This is a genomic window from Acinetobacter sp. YH12254 (assembly GCF_013417415.1).
Classification (GTDB): Bacteria; Pseudomonadota; Gammaproteobacteria; order Pseudomonadales; family Moraxellaceae; genus Acinetobacter; species Acinetobacter pseudolwoffii.
On sequence record NZ_VPEB01000005.1, the window covers coordinates 38,489 to 56,492 of the forward strand.

Below are 18,004 nucleotides of genomic sequence, written 5' to 3' on the forward strand. Positions count from 1 at the left end.
TCTAATAGATTAAACAGTTAAACGCAGGTTTCTGAGTTTTAAGTTTCATGGTTTATTGATTTTAAATAATTGAATTATATGGATTTACAGAAATATTCAAGCTGATTGTCAATCACATTGAATGGATGCCGGGTCCAATTTGATTTGTGGTGCCAGTTGTTCATATTGATTTAAAATCGCCTGCGTCTCAGGTGCGAAAATTTGTTGTTGCAGTTGCTGGATTTTATGTTCGTTCACATGCAAACGTGCACAATAGAATGCAATCTGATTTTCTTTGGCAATGGCCAGTCGTTGAGTCTGATCATATTCCGGATAACGCTTGATTTGCTGTTGAGCCCGACTTAATTGCGCCAAGGTGCGTTTCTGTTGCATGCTCATGAATTGTTGATGATTAATCCACTGTGCCACATCGCGACGTACTCCATTGTAGTTGACAAAAATAGGAGAAATCACCTGGCAGGCGGTGATTGCTAAAGTGCTAAGTAAAAGAATCAGTATGTTGATTTTGTACATCGGTGAAAGCTCCAAGCATTAAAGTTCTTCATAAGAATATGTGAAATACCAAATAAAAAATCTAATATTGTTTAAAGTTTAAGAGTTTATTCTTCATTTGCATAAAGACTGAACATTTGTGTTTTAAAATGCTTGACGATAGCACCTGAAATTACGATAATGCGCACACAGTTTACGGCTATGTAGCTCAGTTGGTTAGAGCACCGCACTCATAATGCGGGGGTCACAAGTTCAAGTCTCGTCATAGCCACCATTTTAAAAGACCAAGCTCTCAGCTTGGTCTCTTTTTTTGTCTTTTAAAAAGTATGGCGCATGATAAAAATTATTTGAAGCATCCATTAAATTTTCAGATATTTCCAAAATTATTTTTCTGTGATTGTTGATTAATTTTCTACTTTTAGCGTCGATATAAAAAAATCGCCCCAGTATTCACTCAGGCGATTCGATTTAAATAACTAAGAAAAGGGCTTAGTTACCTGCTTTCCAGCCATTGACGATTGGATAACGACGTTCGCGCCCATAAGAACGTGAACTGATTCGTGGTCCAATTGCACCTTGGCGGCGCTTGTATTCATTCATGTCGACCAGACGGATGACTTTTTTCACCACCTCGGCATCAAAACCTTTGTCAATAATATCGTTTTGACTCATGTCTTCTTCGATGTATGAATACAGGATGGCATCCAGAATGTCATACGAAGGTAAAGAGTCTTGATCGACCTGATCTGGACGCAATTCTGCTGATGGTGGGCGAGTAATGACACGTTCTGGAATCACGGGTGTTTCTGAAATACTGTTACGATATTTCGCCAGTTCAAACACAATGGTTTTGTACACATCTTTCAAGACGGCATAGCCACCGACCATGTCACCATACAGTGTGCAATAACCCACAGCCAGTTCAGATTTATTTCCGGTCGCAAGCACCAGATTGCCGAACTTGTTGGAAAGCGCCATTAATAAGGTACCACGCGAACGTGCTTGCAGGTTTTCCTCAGTCGCATCTGCCGGGGCGCTTCCAAAGAACGGGAAGAGTACCTGCATAAAGCCGTTTACTACCGGATTGATTTCGGCAATACCAAAGGTTACCCCCATATTTTTTGCTTGTTCAGCCGCATCTTCTACGCTGATTTGTGCGGTATAGGTATAAGGCATCATGACCGCCTGAACTTTGTCTGCACCAATGGCATCTGCAGCAATCGCAAGGGTCAGGGCAGAATCGATCCCACCCGATAGGCCCAGAATCACGCCGGGGAAGCCAGAACGCTGTACATAATCACGGGTTGCCATCACCAGGCTCTGATAGATCTCAGCCATGGTGTCCAGCGCAGGTGTAATTGTACCTTTGCTAAATTGAAGCTGTTCAGCATCATATTCTGCGATAGAAAGGCTTTCCTGGAAACTTGGGGCCTGTAGCGCGACTTCGCCAGATTTATTTAACACAAAGCTGGTACCGTCAAAGATCAGATCATCCTGACCACCGACCTGGTTACAATAGACCAGATTGATATTCAATTGTTTTACCAGAGCTGCCATGGTCTCAATACGGTGTTGTGGTTTACCCACTTCATATGGAGAGGCATTCAGTACCAGAGCAGTTTCGATATTGAGTTTTGCCAGCTGCTGTACAGTAGCTAAAGACCATGCGTCTTCACAAATCAGCACACCAAATTTGTGTCCGAGATATTCAAATACCAGATGTTGATGACCTTCACCGAAATAACGCTTTTCATCAAATACGCCATAGTTTGGCAACACCTGTTTGTTATAAATACCCAGCACCTCACCATCTTTCATGACGGCTGCTGAGTTATAACGCTGGCCATCTTCAGTTTGATTTACAAAACCGAAGACCATCACAATATCTTTGACTTCAGTCAGTTTTTCAAAAGCAGCTTTGGTGCGTTTGGCCAGACTTGGACGAATTAATAGATCTTCTGCAGGGTAGCCCAAGATTGCAAGCTCAGGGAAGATAATCAGATCAGCCTTATCTTTTTTAGCCTGATTGGCCTGATCAATCATTTTTTGAGTATTTGCATCCAAATTGCCCACATGTGGAGAGAGCTGAGCAATCGCAATTTTAAAACTTTTCATTCCAATTAAATCCTATTCCTATAGGTTAATACACTAAATCACTGATTTTTATAATTCTAATTATCCAGCTGAGTGCATTTTGATACTTAAAAAAATGCCAAATGGCAAAAGAAAAAACGTCTTTATCACATGATCGTTAAATCTTGATCTGCGAGCTAAAATATCATACTTGGGTTATTTTATCGAAATTTAATCCAGAAGCTAGAGCTGTTTTGCGAGAATGAATGTTGAAATGAAAAGTTATTATCCAAAAATAAAGAATATGTAGGTTTTCTGCACATGAATAAATCTCAGGATTTAAATCATTTATTCATGGCCTTAATTTTAAAAATGCCAAATCAAGATGATATTTTGAATAAAAATGATTATATATCAAACAATTGTTTGGCTATCTAAAATAATATTGGGTATTTTTTTAAGAAAAATATCTCGGGCAATATCACCTTGTTGTTCAATATTATACTGTGAAAATGATTTGTTGGGATTAAATTGATATTTGTAAGGATTATATTTCCCTAAGCTTAAAAAATAAGCACTTTGTAGAAATGCGCCCTTTAAAACCACATTAATCTGCTGTTGGTATTGATAAATATGGGTCATCTCATGAATAAACAGTGCCTGATAGGCCAAGCTTTCACATGAATAGTCTTCCCGATAATTTAAATTTCGTGCATGGATATAACCACTGGGTGCCATAATCACATGTCTGGATTGCCAGGGTAAATATGGGTGATTCATGATCCTGACTGCCGAATAGTCAATCAGATTGCCAAATACCTGCTGACAGATTCTGATTTCACCGGGCGTTAGGCTGCGGCACTTGAACTGTTCAAAACGGATGAATCTTAAAATAAACGGTAGGGCATACAACAACATCAAGTACAGATCCTGTTCAAGTTTTCAATCTATGAATATGGTCGAGGTTCATGCATTTTAAAAGGAATTAAAGAGGCTATATGTAGGATTTTGTCAGCACTAAAAAAACCACCCCAAAGGGTGGTTTTCTGTCTTGCAACGCCGTTCGAATTAACGAGCGATATCGCGTTGAACTTCACCAGTATAAAGCTGACGAGGACGACCGATCTTGTAAGGACCGCTGTGCATTTCTAACCAGTGGCTGATCCAGCCAACAGTACGTGCAAGCGCGAAGATCACAGTAAACATTTCTGTCGGGATACCAATCGCTTTAAGGATGATACCTGAGTAGAAGTCTACGTTCGGGTATAGGTTACGTTTGATGAAGTATTCGTCAGAAAGTGCAATACGTTCAAGTTCCATAGCCAAAGCAAGTTGTGGATCGTTGATGCCAAGCGCACCAAGAACTTCGTCACAAGTTTCTTTCATGACTTTCGCGCGTGGATCGAAGTTTTTGTAAACTCGGTGACCGAAGCCCATCAGTTTAACTTCTTTAGTCTTCACTTTTTCCATGAAGCCAGCAACGTTTTCTACAGAGCCGATTTCATCAAGCATCTTAAGAACAGCTTCGTTCGCGCCGCCATGAGCAGGGCCCCAAAGTGCCGAGATACCAGCAGCAATACATGCATACGGGTTAGCACCAGTAGAACCAGCTAAACGTACTGTAGACGTAGAGGCATTTTGTTCATGGTCAGCATGAAGCGTGAAGATACGATCCATTGCTTTAGCAAGGATAGGATCAACTTTGTAATCACGATCAGCAGGAGTCGCGAACATCATGTGAAGGAAGTTTTCAGCGTAGTTCAAGTCGTTACGTGGGTAAACAAACGGTTGACCGATTGTGTACTTGTAGCTCCAAGCCGCTAAAGTAGGGATCTTCGCAATTAAACGGATCGCTGTGATTTCACGGTGATCAACATTTTCGATGTCCAGATTGTTGTGGTAGAACGCAGATAACGCACCAACAACACCCACCATAATCGCCATAGGATGCGCATCACGACGGAAACCGTTATAGAAGCGGCTAACTTGGTCGTGAACCATTGTGTGGTTACGTACTTTAGCGTCGAATTCTTCTTTTTGCTCAGCAGTCGGAAGTTCGCCATTAAGAAGTAAATAGCAAGTTTCTAGGTAATCAGCTTTAGTCGCCAATTGATCAATTGGGTAGCCACGGTGTAAAAGTACACCTTTGTTACCGTCGATGAAGGTGATTTTAGACTCGCACGCCGCTGTTGCCATAAAACCAGGATCAAAAGTAAAGTGACCTGCAGCCAACACATCTTTAACGTCGATTACATCTGGGCCCAATGTGCCGCTGTAAATTGGTAGTTCAATTTCTTTGCCATCAAGCTGTAAAACGGCTTTCTTGCCAGTTGCTTCAGACATTCAATAGATCTCCTGTCCTGGTGAATGTATATCCGAGTTGTCTATCAATCTTTTAATGCACAAAACGGATGGATCAAAAATTTGCTATAAGATTAGTGAGTACTGAAATTTTGTCAATTATACTTATGGATGAAAAAATGACGCTTGCACAGCGGCTTAGTCACACCATCTTGGTATAAAAAGTTCAGTAAAATCACAGCATCAAACCTCTATAATAAGTCAAATTTAAACAGAGGTGCAGAAAAAAATAGAGGGCCTGAATTATTTGTAAGCGTTTTTTCAGACTAAGAAATGCTGCGAAAAAGTATCGCTGATCTTATTGGGAGTTGTTAAAACTATATAAATCTCATAACTTACATGGTTTTTACTCATTTCCTTTGCACATGCAGAATTATAAATAAAAGCAATTAATTAAATTTTTGACTTGATTCAATTGATTAAAAAATAGCTTAATAAATGGCCAACTTTGCAGCAAAGGTCCCCAGTCTAAAAATAAATGAGTGATTTTTCGAATCCAAATCCTCTAAAGCGATCAAAAAATCCATCATCGAGTGCAGTCTAAGTGACTCTTTAAGCTCAGGTTATAATTATACCTGAAAGCAGACCCATCTTAATAACTGCTGCACTACCTGTATGAGCTTGATTTCCATTTAAATTAAATCGAGATTTTAAATAAGATTTGTGCTGCAACTGTGCATCTTTAGTCTAAATAGCGGGAATTGGCTTTAAAAAGAATAACAGAGTAAATTGATCAAGTTAATTATTTAAAAACAATTATATAGATGAAAGTTAGTGGATTCTTAGTCGCTAAAGAACCTCATATGTTGTTGTTAATGATTCTTATTTAAAGGGTTTTTCTTGAAAAAGCCAAATCCATCTGTTTGTGTTTTAATAGTTGACGTTTTATAATTCAGTGTCGTTTTGATTTTAGGCATGTATTTGCCTAAGAATGCCAGCTTTCCTTCGAATTAATTCCAACAAACTCCGGATGGAGTTTTTACTTACAGGATGCCCGCTGTGAAAAGCAACAGACCTGTCAATTTGTCCATGGGTCAAGTTTTAGAAGTAAACTTAAAATCGCCCGTGGCTATTGCATCAATTCTACACCGTCTTTCAGGTGTTATCGTATTCTTACTCGTACCGGTCCTTCTCTGGATTTTAGACAAATCACTGTCTTCACCTGAAGGTTTTGCGCAAGTTCAAGAAATCATGAATGGTTTCATTGTTCGTTTCATTGTATGGGTATTTGTCGCCGGCTTGATTTTTCACTTTATTGCGGGTGTTAAGCATTTACTTGCTGACATTGGCGTTGCTGAAGAATTAGAAAGTGGCCGTGTCGCATCTACTATCGCATTAATCTTGTCTGCAATCGGTATCGTTGCAGCATTTGTATGGATCGTACTCTAATGAAAAGCGCTACTGGTTTAACAGGTTCAGGTTCTCGCGATTGGTTTCTCCAACGTGTTAGTGCTGTTATTTTGGCTGTTTATACCGTTGTTATTTTGGGTTGGATCCTGTGTAACAGTGGATTCAGCTATGAACAATGGTATGGCTTCATGATGACAACTCCAATGAAGATTCTATCTTTATTGTCAGTCTTATCTCTTGTTGCACACGCTTGGATTGGTATGTGGCAAGTTTTCACAGACTATGTGACGACTCGTCAAATGGGTCCTTCGGCGAATGGTTTGCGTATTGTACTGACTTCAGCAGTGATTATTGCTGTGTTGGCATATGCAATCTGGGCGATCCAGATTTTTTGGGCGAATTGATAGGAAACAATCATGGGCGCTATAAACCCTAAAGAAGATTACACAAATATTCCACACGAAACCTTCGATGCAGTCATCGTGGGTGGTGGTGGTTCAGGTATGCGTGCGTCTTACCAACTTGCTCAAGCTGGTTTGAAAGTTGCGGTACTGACCAAAGTTTTCCCAACCCGTTCTCACACTGTGGCAGCGCAGGGTGGTATTGGTGCATCTCTTGGTAATATGCAAGAAGATAACTGGCACTACCATTTCTACGACACAGTAAAAGGTTCGGACTGGTTAGGTGACCAAGACGCAATCGAATTTATGACGCGTGAAGCACCTCAAGTGGTATACGAATTAGAACACTTGGGTATGCCATTTGACCGTAACGCTGATGGTACAATTTACCAGCGTCCATTCGGTGGCCACTCTGCGAACTACGGTGAAAAAGCGGTGCCACGTGCATGTGCTGCTGCCGACCGTACAGGTCACGCACTTCTTCACACGCTTTATCAAAGCAACGTGAAAATGGGTACACAATTCTTCGTAGAATGGATCGCACTTGATTTGATCCGTAACGAAGCAGGCGACGTACTTGGTGTCACTGCAATTGACCAGGAAACTGGTAAAATTGCTGTATTCCAAGGTAAAGCCACATTGTTTGCTACCGGTGGTGCGGGTCGTGTTTACCGTGCATCTACCAATGCCTATATCAATACTGGTGACGGTCTTGGCATGGCGGCGCGTGCAGGTATTCCATTGCAAGATATGGAATTCTGGCAGTTCCACCCTACGGGTGTTGCGGGTGCAGGTGTATTGTTGACTGAAGGCTGTCGTGGTGAAGGTGCAATCCTTCGTAACAAAGATGGCGAACCGTTCATGGAGCGTTATGCTCCAACTTTGAAAGACTTGGCGCCACGTGACTTCGTATCACGTTCTATGGACCAAGAAATCAAAGAAGGTCGTGGTTGTGGTCCTAAAGGTGACTATATCCTGCTTGATATGACGCATTTAGGTGCGGATACGATCATGAAGCGTCTGCCATCGGTATTCGAGATTGGCAAGAAATTCGCGAACGTGGATATCACCAAAGAACCAATTCCAGTAGTACCAACAATCCATTACCAAATGGGTGGTATTCCAACCAATATTCATGGTCAGGTTGTTGTGCCTGAGTCACGCGAAACTGAAGCGCTGGCGGCACATTACAACAAGGATACCGATGTTTATTCGACCAATGCAGCCGAACGTGATTTCACTAAGCCAGTGAAAGGTTTCTATGCAATTGGTGAATGTTCATGTGTATCTGTACATGGTGCAAACCGTTTAGGTACCAACTCACTGCTTGACTTGGTGGTATTTGGTAAGGCTGCGGGTAAACACATCATCGATTATGTGACTAAGCATCACGGTGATGAGTACGAGCCACTACCAACAACTGTACTTGAGCAAACGGTTGCGCGTATTCGTAAACTTGACGAATCCACAACAGGTGAGAATGCTCAGGAAGTTGCAGATGCGATTCGTGACATCGTTCAAGATCATGCGGGTGTATTCCGTACATCGGCACTACTTGAGGAAGGTGTAAAGCAGATTCTTGCAATTGAGCCACGTGTTCGTAATATTCATTTGAAAGACAAATCTAAAGTATTTAACACTGCACGTGTTGAAGCATTAGAAGTTGAAAACTTGTATGAAGTTGCAAAAGCGACCTTAATTTCAGCTGCTGCGCGTAAAGAATGTCGTGGTGCGCATACTGTGGTAGATTTCGAATTGTCACCGGATCATGCGGATTATCCATATGGTCGTCGTGATGATGAGTGGATGAAGCACACATTATGGTTCTCTGTGGACAACCGTCTTGAGTACAAGCCAGTTCGTTACCGTCCATTGTCGGTTGACGCGATTCCACCTAAACCACGTACATTCTAATCAGGAGAATTCAGATGAGTAGAGGTACTCGTACATTTCATATCTACCGCTATGATCCTGACAAGGATAAAGCACCGTACATGCAGACTTTTAAACTGGAATTGACTGACAAGCACCGTATGTTGCTTGATGCACTTCTAGCATTAAAAGTACAAGACGAATCTTTAACGTTCCGTCGTTCATGTCGTGAAGGTATTTGTGGTTCTGATGGTGTAAACATCAATGGTAAAAATGGTTTGGCGTGTCTTTGGAACCTGAACGATTTACCAAATGAAATTACTGTTCGTCCATTGCCTGGCCTTCCTGTAGTGAAAGATCTGGTGGTTGACATGAACCAGTTCTACGATCAGTACAACAAGATCCATCCATTCTTGATCAACAACCAGCCTGCGCCTCCAAAGGAACGTTTACAGTCTCCTGAAGAGCGTGAGCATCTTGATGGTCTGTATGAATGTATTCTATGTGCATGTTGTTCAACCTCATGCCCGTCATTCTGGTGGAACCCGGACAAGTTCCTGGGTCCTTCAGCATTGTTGAACGCTTACCGCTTCATCATTGACTCGCGTGATACTGGAACACAAGAGCGTTTGGCTCGTCTTGACGATCCATTCTCATTGTTCCGTTGTAAAGGCATCATGAACTGTGTATCTGTGTGTCCTAAAGGCTTGAACCCAACTAAAGCAATCGGTCATATCCGTAATATGCTTTTAGATATGGCAGGTTAATAGGCTGCTGATAGCAGTTTGGAAAAAAGCACACCACAAGGTGTGCTTTTTTTGTGCAAACCATTGAAGCAAAATAAAAAATCATCAGATAAAAATAAAGATACTATACTTAAAATGTATAAAGTTGAGTCAGGTAGTCGGGAAATGACGGGTGATGTTAAGTGCCATAGAACAAGAACATGTAATTATTTGGGGTATTTATGATTTTTAGCTGTAAAACTGACCTGAAAAATAACAAGAACGATGTTATTATATAACGGAAATTTAAGGAGGGAGTGGATTGAAAGGTTTGCTCTCTTTTTATTTATCGGAAATGCTTAGGACTTAAGTCTACATTGAATCTATTTTTGAGATAAAGCACCATAGGTTAGAGTAAAATATCTGAACTGTATTTAGCCAATTTATGAAAGGTATGTGTCAAAAAAATCAATTGAAAACTTGAGAACATGTTAGCATTTAGCCTATGACTATCTTTAGAAAATGCCATTTTAGGTACATTTTTTAAACATTGCATAACCAGGGACTGGTATATAAAGGTAGGCTTGAGTCGCTTTAGAAAAAATCTTTGTTCCTACTTGTTTTTTCTAAGTCGATTTGCAAAAAATTGCCCGGTTTCGATCGGGTATTCAATGAGTAATGATACCGCTGAGGGGTGTTATTGTTCATTAAACATATCAAGATTTTCTTGGTGTGGTGATAACGCCTCATGGCTTATGCCTTATGGGGGACTAGTGTCATATTACCAATCTGACACTAATAATCCTGGGTTTTGCTTAAAAAGCATCCTGAAAATGTTTTTGCAATAGGAAATGGGTCCACAAATGCAAGAAGTTGCTGACGCTCTGCGTCTTGACACTGAACTTAGCGCTGATAGTGCAGCGTATATTGAAGAACTTTATGAGCAGTATTTGACGGCTCCGGATTCAGTAGGTGCTGACTGGCAAGAATACTTCGGTAAATTCCCAAAAGGTGATCAACCACACAGTAATGTACGTGAGCAATTCCTACTTTTAGGTCGTAATTCAAGCCGTATTCAGCCTGTTGTTCAATCAACTGTCAGCTCAGAGCATGAACGTCGCCAAATTGGCGTGTTGCAGCTGATTGCTGCATACCGTAATCGTGGTCACCAGAAAGCAAAACTGGATCCATTGGGTTTGGCGAAACGTGAAGTTGTGCCTGATCTAGATCTTGCTGCGCATGGTTTAACTCAGTCGGACCTAGATACGGTATTCAATACTGGCAACCTGGCGATCGGTAAAGAAGAAGCGACTTTGGCTGAGATGGTTCAGGCAATGGAAGCCACTTACTGTGGTTCAATCGGTGCTGAATACATGCACATCGTGGACACCAAAGAGAAACGTTGGATTCAACAACGTCTGGAAAGTGCACGTGGTCAATATGGTTTTAATGCTGAACAAAAGAAACATGTCCTTGAACGTTTAACCGCAGCTGAAGGCCTGGAAAAATATCTAGGTAATAAGTTTGTTGGTGCAAAACGTTTTGGCGTTGAAGGGGGTGAATCATTCATCCCGATGGTTAACGAAATTATTCAGCGTGCAGGTTCTGTTGGCTGTAAAGAAGTTGTAATCGGTATGCCTCACCGTGGCCGTTTGAACCTTCTGGTTAACATCATGGGGAAAAACCCGGCTGACCTGTTTGGTGAATTTGAAGGTAAATCGATTCACAAGAAAGGTTCTGGTGACGTTAAGTACCATCAAGGCTTCTCTTCAAACGTGATGACCCAAGGTGGCGAAGTTCACTTGGCATTGGCGTTTAACCCGTCACATTTGGAAATCGTTGGCCCTGTGGTTGAGGGTTCGGTACGTGCACGTCAAGTACGTCGTAAAGACATTGGCGGCGATGACGTATTGCCATTAATCGTACATGGTGATGCTGCATTTGCAGGTCAGGGCGTCAACCAGGAAACTTTCCAGATGTCACAAACTCGCGGTTATACCGTGGGTGGTACAGTGCACATTGTGATTAATAACCAGGTGGGTTTCACCACTTCTGATCCACGTGATGCGCGTTCTACAGAATACTGTACTGATATCGCGAAAATGATCCAGGCGCCGATCTTCCATGTCAATGGTGATGATCCTGAGGCTGTGGTATTCATTTCACAATTGGCTCATGACTTCCGTCATACTTTCCGTAAAGACGTTGTGATTGACATGTTCTGCTACCGTCGTCGTGGTCATAACGAAGCGGATGAGCCGGCTGCAACTCAACCAATGATGTATCAAGTGATTAGCAAGAAAGCGACCACGCGTACGCTTTATGCGGATCAACTGGTACAACAGGGTGTTCTTGATCGTGCAAATGCAGATCAAATGGTTGAAAATTACCGTGCAGATCTGGAAGCGGGTAATCACGTTGCCAATGCGCTGGTACTTGAACCGAACAAGAAAATGTTTGTGGACTGGACGCCTTACTTGGGTCATGACTACACAGACGAATGGGATACGACTTTCTCGATCGAGCGTCTAAAAGAACTTGGCGCGAAAATGCGCGAACTTCCTGAAGGCTTCGTGATGCAGCGTCAGGTTGCGAAAGTGATCGATGACCGTCTGAAAATGCAAACGGGTGAAATGCCACTGAACTGGGGTGCTGCTGAAACTCTGGCGTATGCAACTGTACTAGATGATGGTTACTTGCTTCGTTTAACCGGTGAAGACGTAGGTCGTGGTACCTTCTCGCACCGTCATGCAAAACTGCATAACCAGGTCGATGGTTCAACTTATCTTCCGCTGTGTAACCTGAAAGAAAACCAGCCGCGTACTGCAATCTATGACTCATTGTTGTCAGAAATGGCGGTATTGGCATTTGAATATGGTTATGCGACGACTCTTCCTAAGAGCTTGATCATTTGGGAAGCGCAATTCGGTGACTTCGCGAACTGTGCACAGGTTGTGATTGACCAGTTCATCTCGTCTGGTGAAACCAAATGGGAACGTGTCTGTGGTTTGACCATGCTTCTTCCACACGGTTTTGAAGGTCAGGGTCCGGAACATTCATCTGCACGTTTAGAGCGTTTCTTACAGCTATGTGCTGAAGACAACATGCAAGTGATCACACCGACCACACCTGCACAGATTTATCATGCTTTACGTCGTCAAGCGATTCGTCCAATCCGTAAGCCATTGATCGTGACTTCACCGAAGTCTCTTCTTCGTCACAAACTTGCAACGTCTACGCTAGAAGAACTTGCAAACGGTAGCTTCCAGACCGTGATTGATGAAGTGGACAACATCAACAAGTCAGATGTAACCCGTCTGGTTCTGTGTGGTGGTAAGGTGTATTACGACCTGATTGAAAAACGTCGTGAAAAAGAATTGAACAATACTGCGATTGTGCGTATTGAACAATTATATCCATACCCAGAAAAACGCCTGACAGAAGTCCTTGCACAATATCCAAATGTGAAAGAACTGGTTTGGGCACAAGAAGAGCCTAAAAACCAAGGTGCTTGGTTGTTCATCGCTCCGCGTCTATATGACGATGTGATGAAAGCGGGTAAACAAGTCCGTATTAGCTACGCTGGCCGTGAAGCATCTGCTGCACCGGCTTGTGGTTCACCATATTTGCATGCAAAACAACAAGCTCAGCTCATCAACGACGCGCTTGCGATCGACGCTGAATAATCCAGGAGATTCTAAGTAATGGCAACCGAAATTAAAGCACCGGTATTCCCAGAGTCAGTTGCGGACGGTACGATCGCAACTTGGCACAAACAACCAGGTGAAGCAGTATCACGTGATGAAGTGATCTGTGATATTGAGACTGATAAAGTTGTTTTAGAAGTTGTTGCTCCTGCAGACGGTACAATTGCCTCTATCATTAAAAATGAAGGCGACACTGTACTTTCAGCTGAAGTCATTGCACAGTTTGAAGAAGGTGCTGTTTCTGGCGCTGCTCAAACTCAAGCAGTTCAGTCTGAAGAGAAAGTTGAACAAGCTGCGGCGAATACTGAAGCAGGTAATTCACCAATCGTTGAACGTCAGCAAGTACAAGACCAAGCGCCAGCAGTGCGTAAAGCATTGACTGAATCTGGTGTTGCAGCAGCTGATGTTGCGGGTACAGGTCGTGGCGGTCGCATCACCAAAGAAGATGTGGCAAACCACCAAGCGAAACCAGCTGCTCCTGCTGCTGCGCCATTAAGCGTTGCTGTGGGCGAACGTATCGAAAAACGTGTTCCAATGACACGTCTTCGTAAGCGTGTTGCTGAACGTTTACTTGCAGCGACTCAAGAAACTGCAATGTTGACCACGTTCAACGAAGTGAACATGAAACCAATCATGGAAATGCGTGCTCAATACAAAGATGCGTTTGAAAAACGTCATGGTGCACGTCTTGGCTTCATGTCATTCTTTGTTAAAGCAGCAACTGAAGCGCTAAAACGCTATCCGGCAGTGAACGCATCAATCGATGGCGATGACATTGTTTATCACGGTTACTATGACATTGGTGTTGCAGTTTCATCTGAGCGTGGTCTGGTGGTTCCTGTACTTCGTGATACAGACCGCATGAACTATGCCGAAGTTGAAAACGGTATTCGTGCATACGCTGCGAAAGCGCGTGATGGCAAATTAGGCATCGAAGACATGACTGGCGGTACATTCACGATTACCAATGGTGGTACTTTCGGTTCATTGTTATCTACTCCGATCTTGAACACGCCACAAACTGCGATTCTGGGTATGCATAAAATCCAGGAACGTCCGATGGCAGTGAATGGTCAAGTAGAAATCTTGCCTATGATGTACCTTGCATTGTCTTATGACCACCGTCTAATCGATGGTAAAGAAGCAGTCGGTTTCCTTGTAACAATCAAAGAATTGTTAGAAGAGCCAGCGCGTCTTATCCTTGATCTGTAATTTATTTATTAAGAATCTTCCCTAATCCCTTTTTAAAAAGAGGGCTTAGGTCTCCCTTTTGAAGGGAGATTAAAGGGGATTATTTGGAGATAAACATGTCTCAATTCGATTTAGTCGTAATTGGTGGTGGCCCGGGCGGCTACGAAGCAGCAATTCGTGCAGCTCAACTTGGTTTCAAAGTTGCGTGTATCGAAAAACGTATTCATAAAGGCAAGCCATCTTTAGGTGGCACCTGCTTAAACGTGGGTTGTATCCCGTCTAAAGCTTTGCTTGATTCTTCTCACCGTTACGAAGATACAGTGCAGCATCTAGATGATCACGGTATTACCACGGGTGAAGTGAAATTTGATCTTGCTAAACTTTTAGCGCGTAAAGACAAAATCGTTGACCAATTGACCATGGGTATTGATGGCTTGCTGAAAGGCAACGGCATCGAATGGTTAAAAGGTACAGGTAAATTACTTGCCGGTAAAAAAGTTGAGTTCGTTTCTCATGAAGGCGAAACTCAAATTTTAGAACCAAAATACGTGATTCTTGCGACTGGTTCTGTGCCAATCAATATCCCATCTGCACCTGTTGATCAAAACATTATTGTTGACTCAACTGGCGCACTTGAATTCCAAGAAGTACCTAAACGATTAGGCGTAATTGGTGCGGGCGTTATCGGTCTTGAATTAGGTTCAGTTTGGCGTCGTCTGGGTGCTGAAGTTGTTGTATTTGAAGCAATGGATGCATTCTTACCAATGGCTGATAAAGCCTTGGCAAAAGACTACCAAAAACTGTTGACTAAGCAAGGTCTTGATATTCGCGTTGGTGCGAAAGTTTCTGGTACTGAAGTGAACGGTTCTGAAGTGACTGTGAAGTACACTCAGGGCGGTGAAGACAAGACTCAAACTTTCGACAAGTTAATCGTATGTGTAGGCCGTCGTGCTTATGCTGAAGGTTTATTGGCGGATGATTGCGGCATTAAACTGACTGAGCGTGGTCTGGTTGAAGTGAACGATTGGTGTGCAACGTCTGTGGACGGCGTATACGCAATTGGTGACTTGGTTCGTGGTCCTATGCTTGCGCATAAAGCCATGGAAGAAGGCGTAATGGCCGTTGAACGTATTCACGGTCATGCCGCTCAAGTCAACTACGACACGATTATTTCTGTCATCTATACCCATCCGGAAGCGGCGTGGGTTGGTTTAACAGAACAGCAAGCCAAAGACAAAGGTCACGAAGTGAAAACCGGTCAATTCGGTTTTGCTGCAAACGGCCGTGCGATGGCTGCTGGCGAAAATGCTGGTTTTGTGAAGTTTGTTGCTGATGCGAAAACAGATCGTCTATTGGGTATGCACGTGATTGGACCTGCTGCGTCTGACATCGTACATCAAGGTATGATTGCACTTGAGTTTGTATCTTCAGTTGAAGATCTACAGTTGATGACTTTTGGTCATCCAACTTTCTCTGAAGTGGTACACGAAGCTGCACTTGCGGTCGATGGTCGTGCCATTCATGCGATTCAACGCAAACGTAAATAAAATTAAAAAAAGAGCGGCTTAGGTCGCTCTTTTTACATTTCATGGTTGTTTTTATGGGAACAATCATCTAAAAATAAAGATAACGATTTTAAGAAATGCTGGTACTGCTTTGACGGACGTCTGGGTACTGGTGGGTTTATAACAAGGCAAAGAAGTAATAAAAGGTTATTGAATGAATTTACATGAGTATCAAGCAAAAGCGCTATTAAAAAAATATGGTATGCCGGTACAGGAAGGGATACTTGCCACCAATGCCGATGAAACGGTACATGCTTTTGAGCAGTTAGGTGGAAAGTTCGCAGTACTGAAAGCTCAGGTGCATGCAGGTGGTCGTGGGAAGGCCGGTGGTGTAAAAGTCGTTAAATCGGCTACCGAGGCTGCTGAATATGCCAACCAGATCATCGGTTCAAACCTGGTAACTTATCAGACCGATGCCAATGGTCAGCCGGTAAATAGCATTTTAGTATCTGAGGATGTTTATCCTGTTGAGCGCGAACTTTATTTGGGTGCGGTGGTCGATCGTTCAACCCGCCGCATTACTTTTATGGCATCGACTGAAGGCGGTGTTGAAATTGAGAAAGTGGCTGAAGAAACCCCTGAAAAAATTATTAAAGTTGAAGTTGATCCTTTAGTGGGGCTCATGCCATTTCAGGCTCGCGAAGTGGCTTTTGCCCTAAAACTCAAAGATGGCCAAATTAATCAATTTGTTAAAGTCATGACTGCTGCTTATCAGGCATTTGTAGACAATGATTTTGCACTTTTTGAAATCAATCCGCTGTCTGTGCGTGAAAATGGCGATATTCTGTGTGTGGATGCCAAAATCGGGATTGATTCGAATGCACTGTACCGTTTGCCTGAAGTGGCTGCGCTACGTGATAAGTCTCAGGAAAATGAACGTGAACTCAAAGCATCTGAATTCGATCTGAACTATGTGGCATTGGAAGGGAACATTGGCTGTATGGTGAATGGTGCCGGTCTTGCGATGGCAACCATGGATATTATCAAGCTTTATGGTGGTCAACCTGCCAACTTCCTCGATGTCGGTGGTGGTGCGACCAAAGAGCGCGTGATTGAAGCTTTTAAAATTATTCTGGCAGATCACTCTGTGCAGGGTGTGTTGATTAATATTTTTGGTGGAATTGTACGTTGTGACATGATTGCAGAAGCAATTATTGCGGCGGTTCAGGAAGTAAATGTGACCGTTCCTGTGGTTGTTCGCCTCGAAGGCAACAATGCGGAACTGGGTGCAAAATTACTGGATGAATCAGGTTTGAAATTGATTTCTGCAAATGGTCTTGCTGACGCTGCAGAAAAAATCGTTGCTGCTGTAAAAGCTTAAGGAGTATCAATCATGAGCGTATTAGTGAATAAAGACACCAAAGTATTGGTACAGGGCTTTACAGGAAAAAACGGTACATTTCATTCTGAGCAGGCTTTGGCTTACGGCACCAAAGTTGTCGGTGGTGTAACACCGGGTAAGGGTGGTCAAACCCATCTGGAATTACCAGTATTCAATACCATGCGCGAAGCGGTGAAAGAAACTGGCGCAGATGCTTCGGTGATTTATGTTCCTGCACCATTTGTGCTGGATTCTATTGTTGAAGCGGTTGATTCGGGCATTGAGTTAATTGTGGTGATCACTGAAGGTGTACCGACCATCGACATGCTTAAAGCCAAGCGTTATCTGGAAACCAATGGTAATGGCACGCGTTTAATCGGGCCAAACTGTCCGGGCATTATTACGCCGGGTGAATGTAAGATCGGGATCATGCCGGGTCATATTCATCAGCCGGGTAAAATTGGAATTATCTCGCGCTCAGGGACTTTGACCTATGAAGCCGTAGCGCAGACCACCAAGCTTGGACTGGGTCAGTCGACTTGTATCGGGATCGGGGGAGATCCGATTCCGGGCATGAACCAGATTGACTGCTTGAAACTGTTCCAGGACGATCCTCAGACTGAAGCCATTATTATGATTGGTGAAATTGGTGGTACCGCAGAAGAAGAGGCAGCGGAATATATTCAGGCTCATGTCACCAAGCCTGTGGTCGGTTATATTGCAGGTGTTACCGCACCTAAAGGCAAGCGTATGGGGCATGCGGGTGCAATTATTTCAGGTGGTAAAGGAACTGCTGAAGAAAAATTTGCTGCCTTTGAGCGTGCGGGTATGGCATATACCCGCAGTCCTGCGGAACTTGGTTCAACCATGTTGCAAGTATTGAAAGATAAAGGTTTGGTTTGATTTATAGATTAAACATGCACTAAAAAGCTCCCAGTTGGGAGCT

13 protein-coding genes and 1 tRNA gene are annotated in these 18,004 nt (G+C 42.9%); 10 read left to right on the top strand and 4 right to left on the bottom strand.

From position 1 onward, the window contains the following. Positions 1-108: 108 nt before the first annotated feature. Complete coding sequence (locus FTV29_RS04640; RefSeq protein ID WP_005171986.1) at positions 109-513, bottom strand: hypothetical protein; 405 nt, start codon at positions 511-513, stop codon at positions 109-111. 176 nt (positions 514-689) lie between these two features. Here FTV29_RS04640 and FTV29_RS04645 point away from each other — a divergent pair. Next, positions 690-766 (top strand) — tRNA-Met (locus tag FTV29_RS04645). Positions 767-981: 215 nt separating this feature from the next. Here FTV29_RS04645 and FTV29_RS04650 read toward each other — a convergent pair. From FTV29_RS04650 to gltA, 3 genes are all read right to left on the bottom strand, one after another. Beyond that, positions 982-2,607 (bottom strand): NAD+ synthase, encoded by a 1,626-nt coding sequence (locus FTV29_RS04650; protein ID WP_180075185.1) that lies wholly within the window; start codon positions 2,605-2,607, stop codon positions 982-984. 372 nt (positions 2,608-2,979) lie between these two features. Next, complete coding sequence (locus tag FTV29_RS04655) at positions 2,980-3,483, bottom strand: hypothetical protein (protein ID WP_180075186.1); 504 nt, start codon at positions 3,481-3,483, stop codon at positions 2,980-2,982. Between the two features lie 150 nt (positions 3,484-3,633). Continuing rightward, positions 3,634-4,908 carry a citrate synthase gene (gltA, locus tag FTV29_RS04660; RefSeq protein ID WP_005096279.1) on the bottom strand — a complete coding sequence of 425 codons (1,275 nt, stop codon included), beginning with the start codon at positions 4,906-4,908 and terminating at the stop codon, positions 3,634-3,636. Positions 4,909-5,916: 1,008 nt separating this feature from the next. On the opposite strand from gltA, the gene sdhC reads away from it, so the two are divergent. From sdhC to sucD, 9 genes are all read left to right on the top strand, one after another. Further along, positions 5,917-6,315, top strand: coding sequence for a succinate dehydrogenase, cytochrome b556 subunit (gene sdhC / locus FTV29_RS04665; RefSeq protein WP_074383085.1), 399 nt, complete (start codon positions 5,917-5,919; stop codon positions 6,313-6,315). Then, complete coding sequence (gene sdhD / locus FTV29_RS04670; RefSeq protein ID WP_005096282.1) at positions 6,315-6,680, top strand: succinate dehydrogenase, hydrophobic membrane anchor protein; 366 nt, start codon at positions 6,315-6,317, stop codon at positions 6,678-6,680. Before sdhC ends, sdhD begins: the two co-directional genes overlap by 1 nt. A 12-nt stretch (positions 6,681-6,692) precedes the next feature. Continuing rightward, complete coding sequence (gene sdhA / locus FTV29_RS04675) at positions 6,693-8,591, top strand: succinate dehydrogenase flavoprotein subunit (protein WP_005171973.1); 1,899 nt, start codon at positions 6,693-6,695, stop codon at positions 8,589-8,591. Between the two features lie 14 nt (positions 8,592-8,605). Continuing rightward, entirely contained in the window at positions 8,606-9,316 is a 711-nt protein-coding gene (locus FTV29_RS04680; protein ID WP_005171970.1) for a succinate dehydrogenase iron-sulfur subunit, read from the top strand. Positions 9,317-10,137: 821 nt separating this feature from the next. Beyond that, positions 10,138-12,960: a 2-oxoglutarate dehydrogenase E1 component gene (locus FTV29_RS04685; RefSeq protein ID WP_180075187.1), complete on the top strand. Its 2,823-nt coding sequence runs from the start codon at positions 10,138-10,140 to the stop codon at positions 12,958-12,960. A gap of 18 nt (positions 12,961-12,978) precedes the next feature. Beyond that, positions 12,979-14,193, top strand: coding sequence for a 2-oxoglutarate dehydrogenase complex dihydrolipoyllysine-residue succinyltransferase (gene odhB / locus FTV29_RS04690; RefSeq protein ID WP_005171964.1), 1,215 nt, complete (start codon positions 12,979-12,981; stop codon positions 14,191-14,193). Positions 14,194-14,288: 95 nt separating this feature from the next. Continuing rightward, positions 14,289-15,719: a dihydrolipoyl dehydrogenase gene (gene lpdA / locus FTV29_RS04695; RefSeq protein WP_005096288.1), complete on the top strand. Its 1,431-nt coding sequence runs from the start codon at positions 14,289-14,291 to the stop codon at positions 15,717-15,719. A 172-nt stretch (positions 15,720-15,891) separates the two neighbouring features. Next, a complete protein-coding gene (gene sucC, locus FTV29_RS04700; RefSeq protein WP_005096289.1) occupies positions 15,892-17,058 on the top strand; it encodes an ADP-forming succinate--CoA ligase subunit beta in 1,167 nt (388 codons plus the stop codon). 12 nt (positions 17,059-17,070) lie between these two features. Further along, complete coding sequence (sucD, locus tag FTV29_RS04705) at positions 17,071-17,961, top strand: succinate--CoA ligase subunit alpha (RefSeq protein WP_005096290.1); 891 nt, start codon at positions 17,071-17,073, stop codon at positions 17,959-17,961. Positions 17,962-18,004 lie beyond the last annotated feature (43 nt).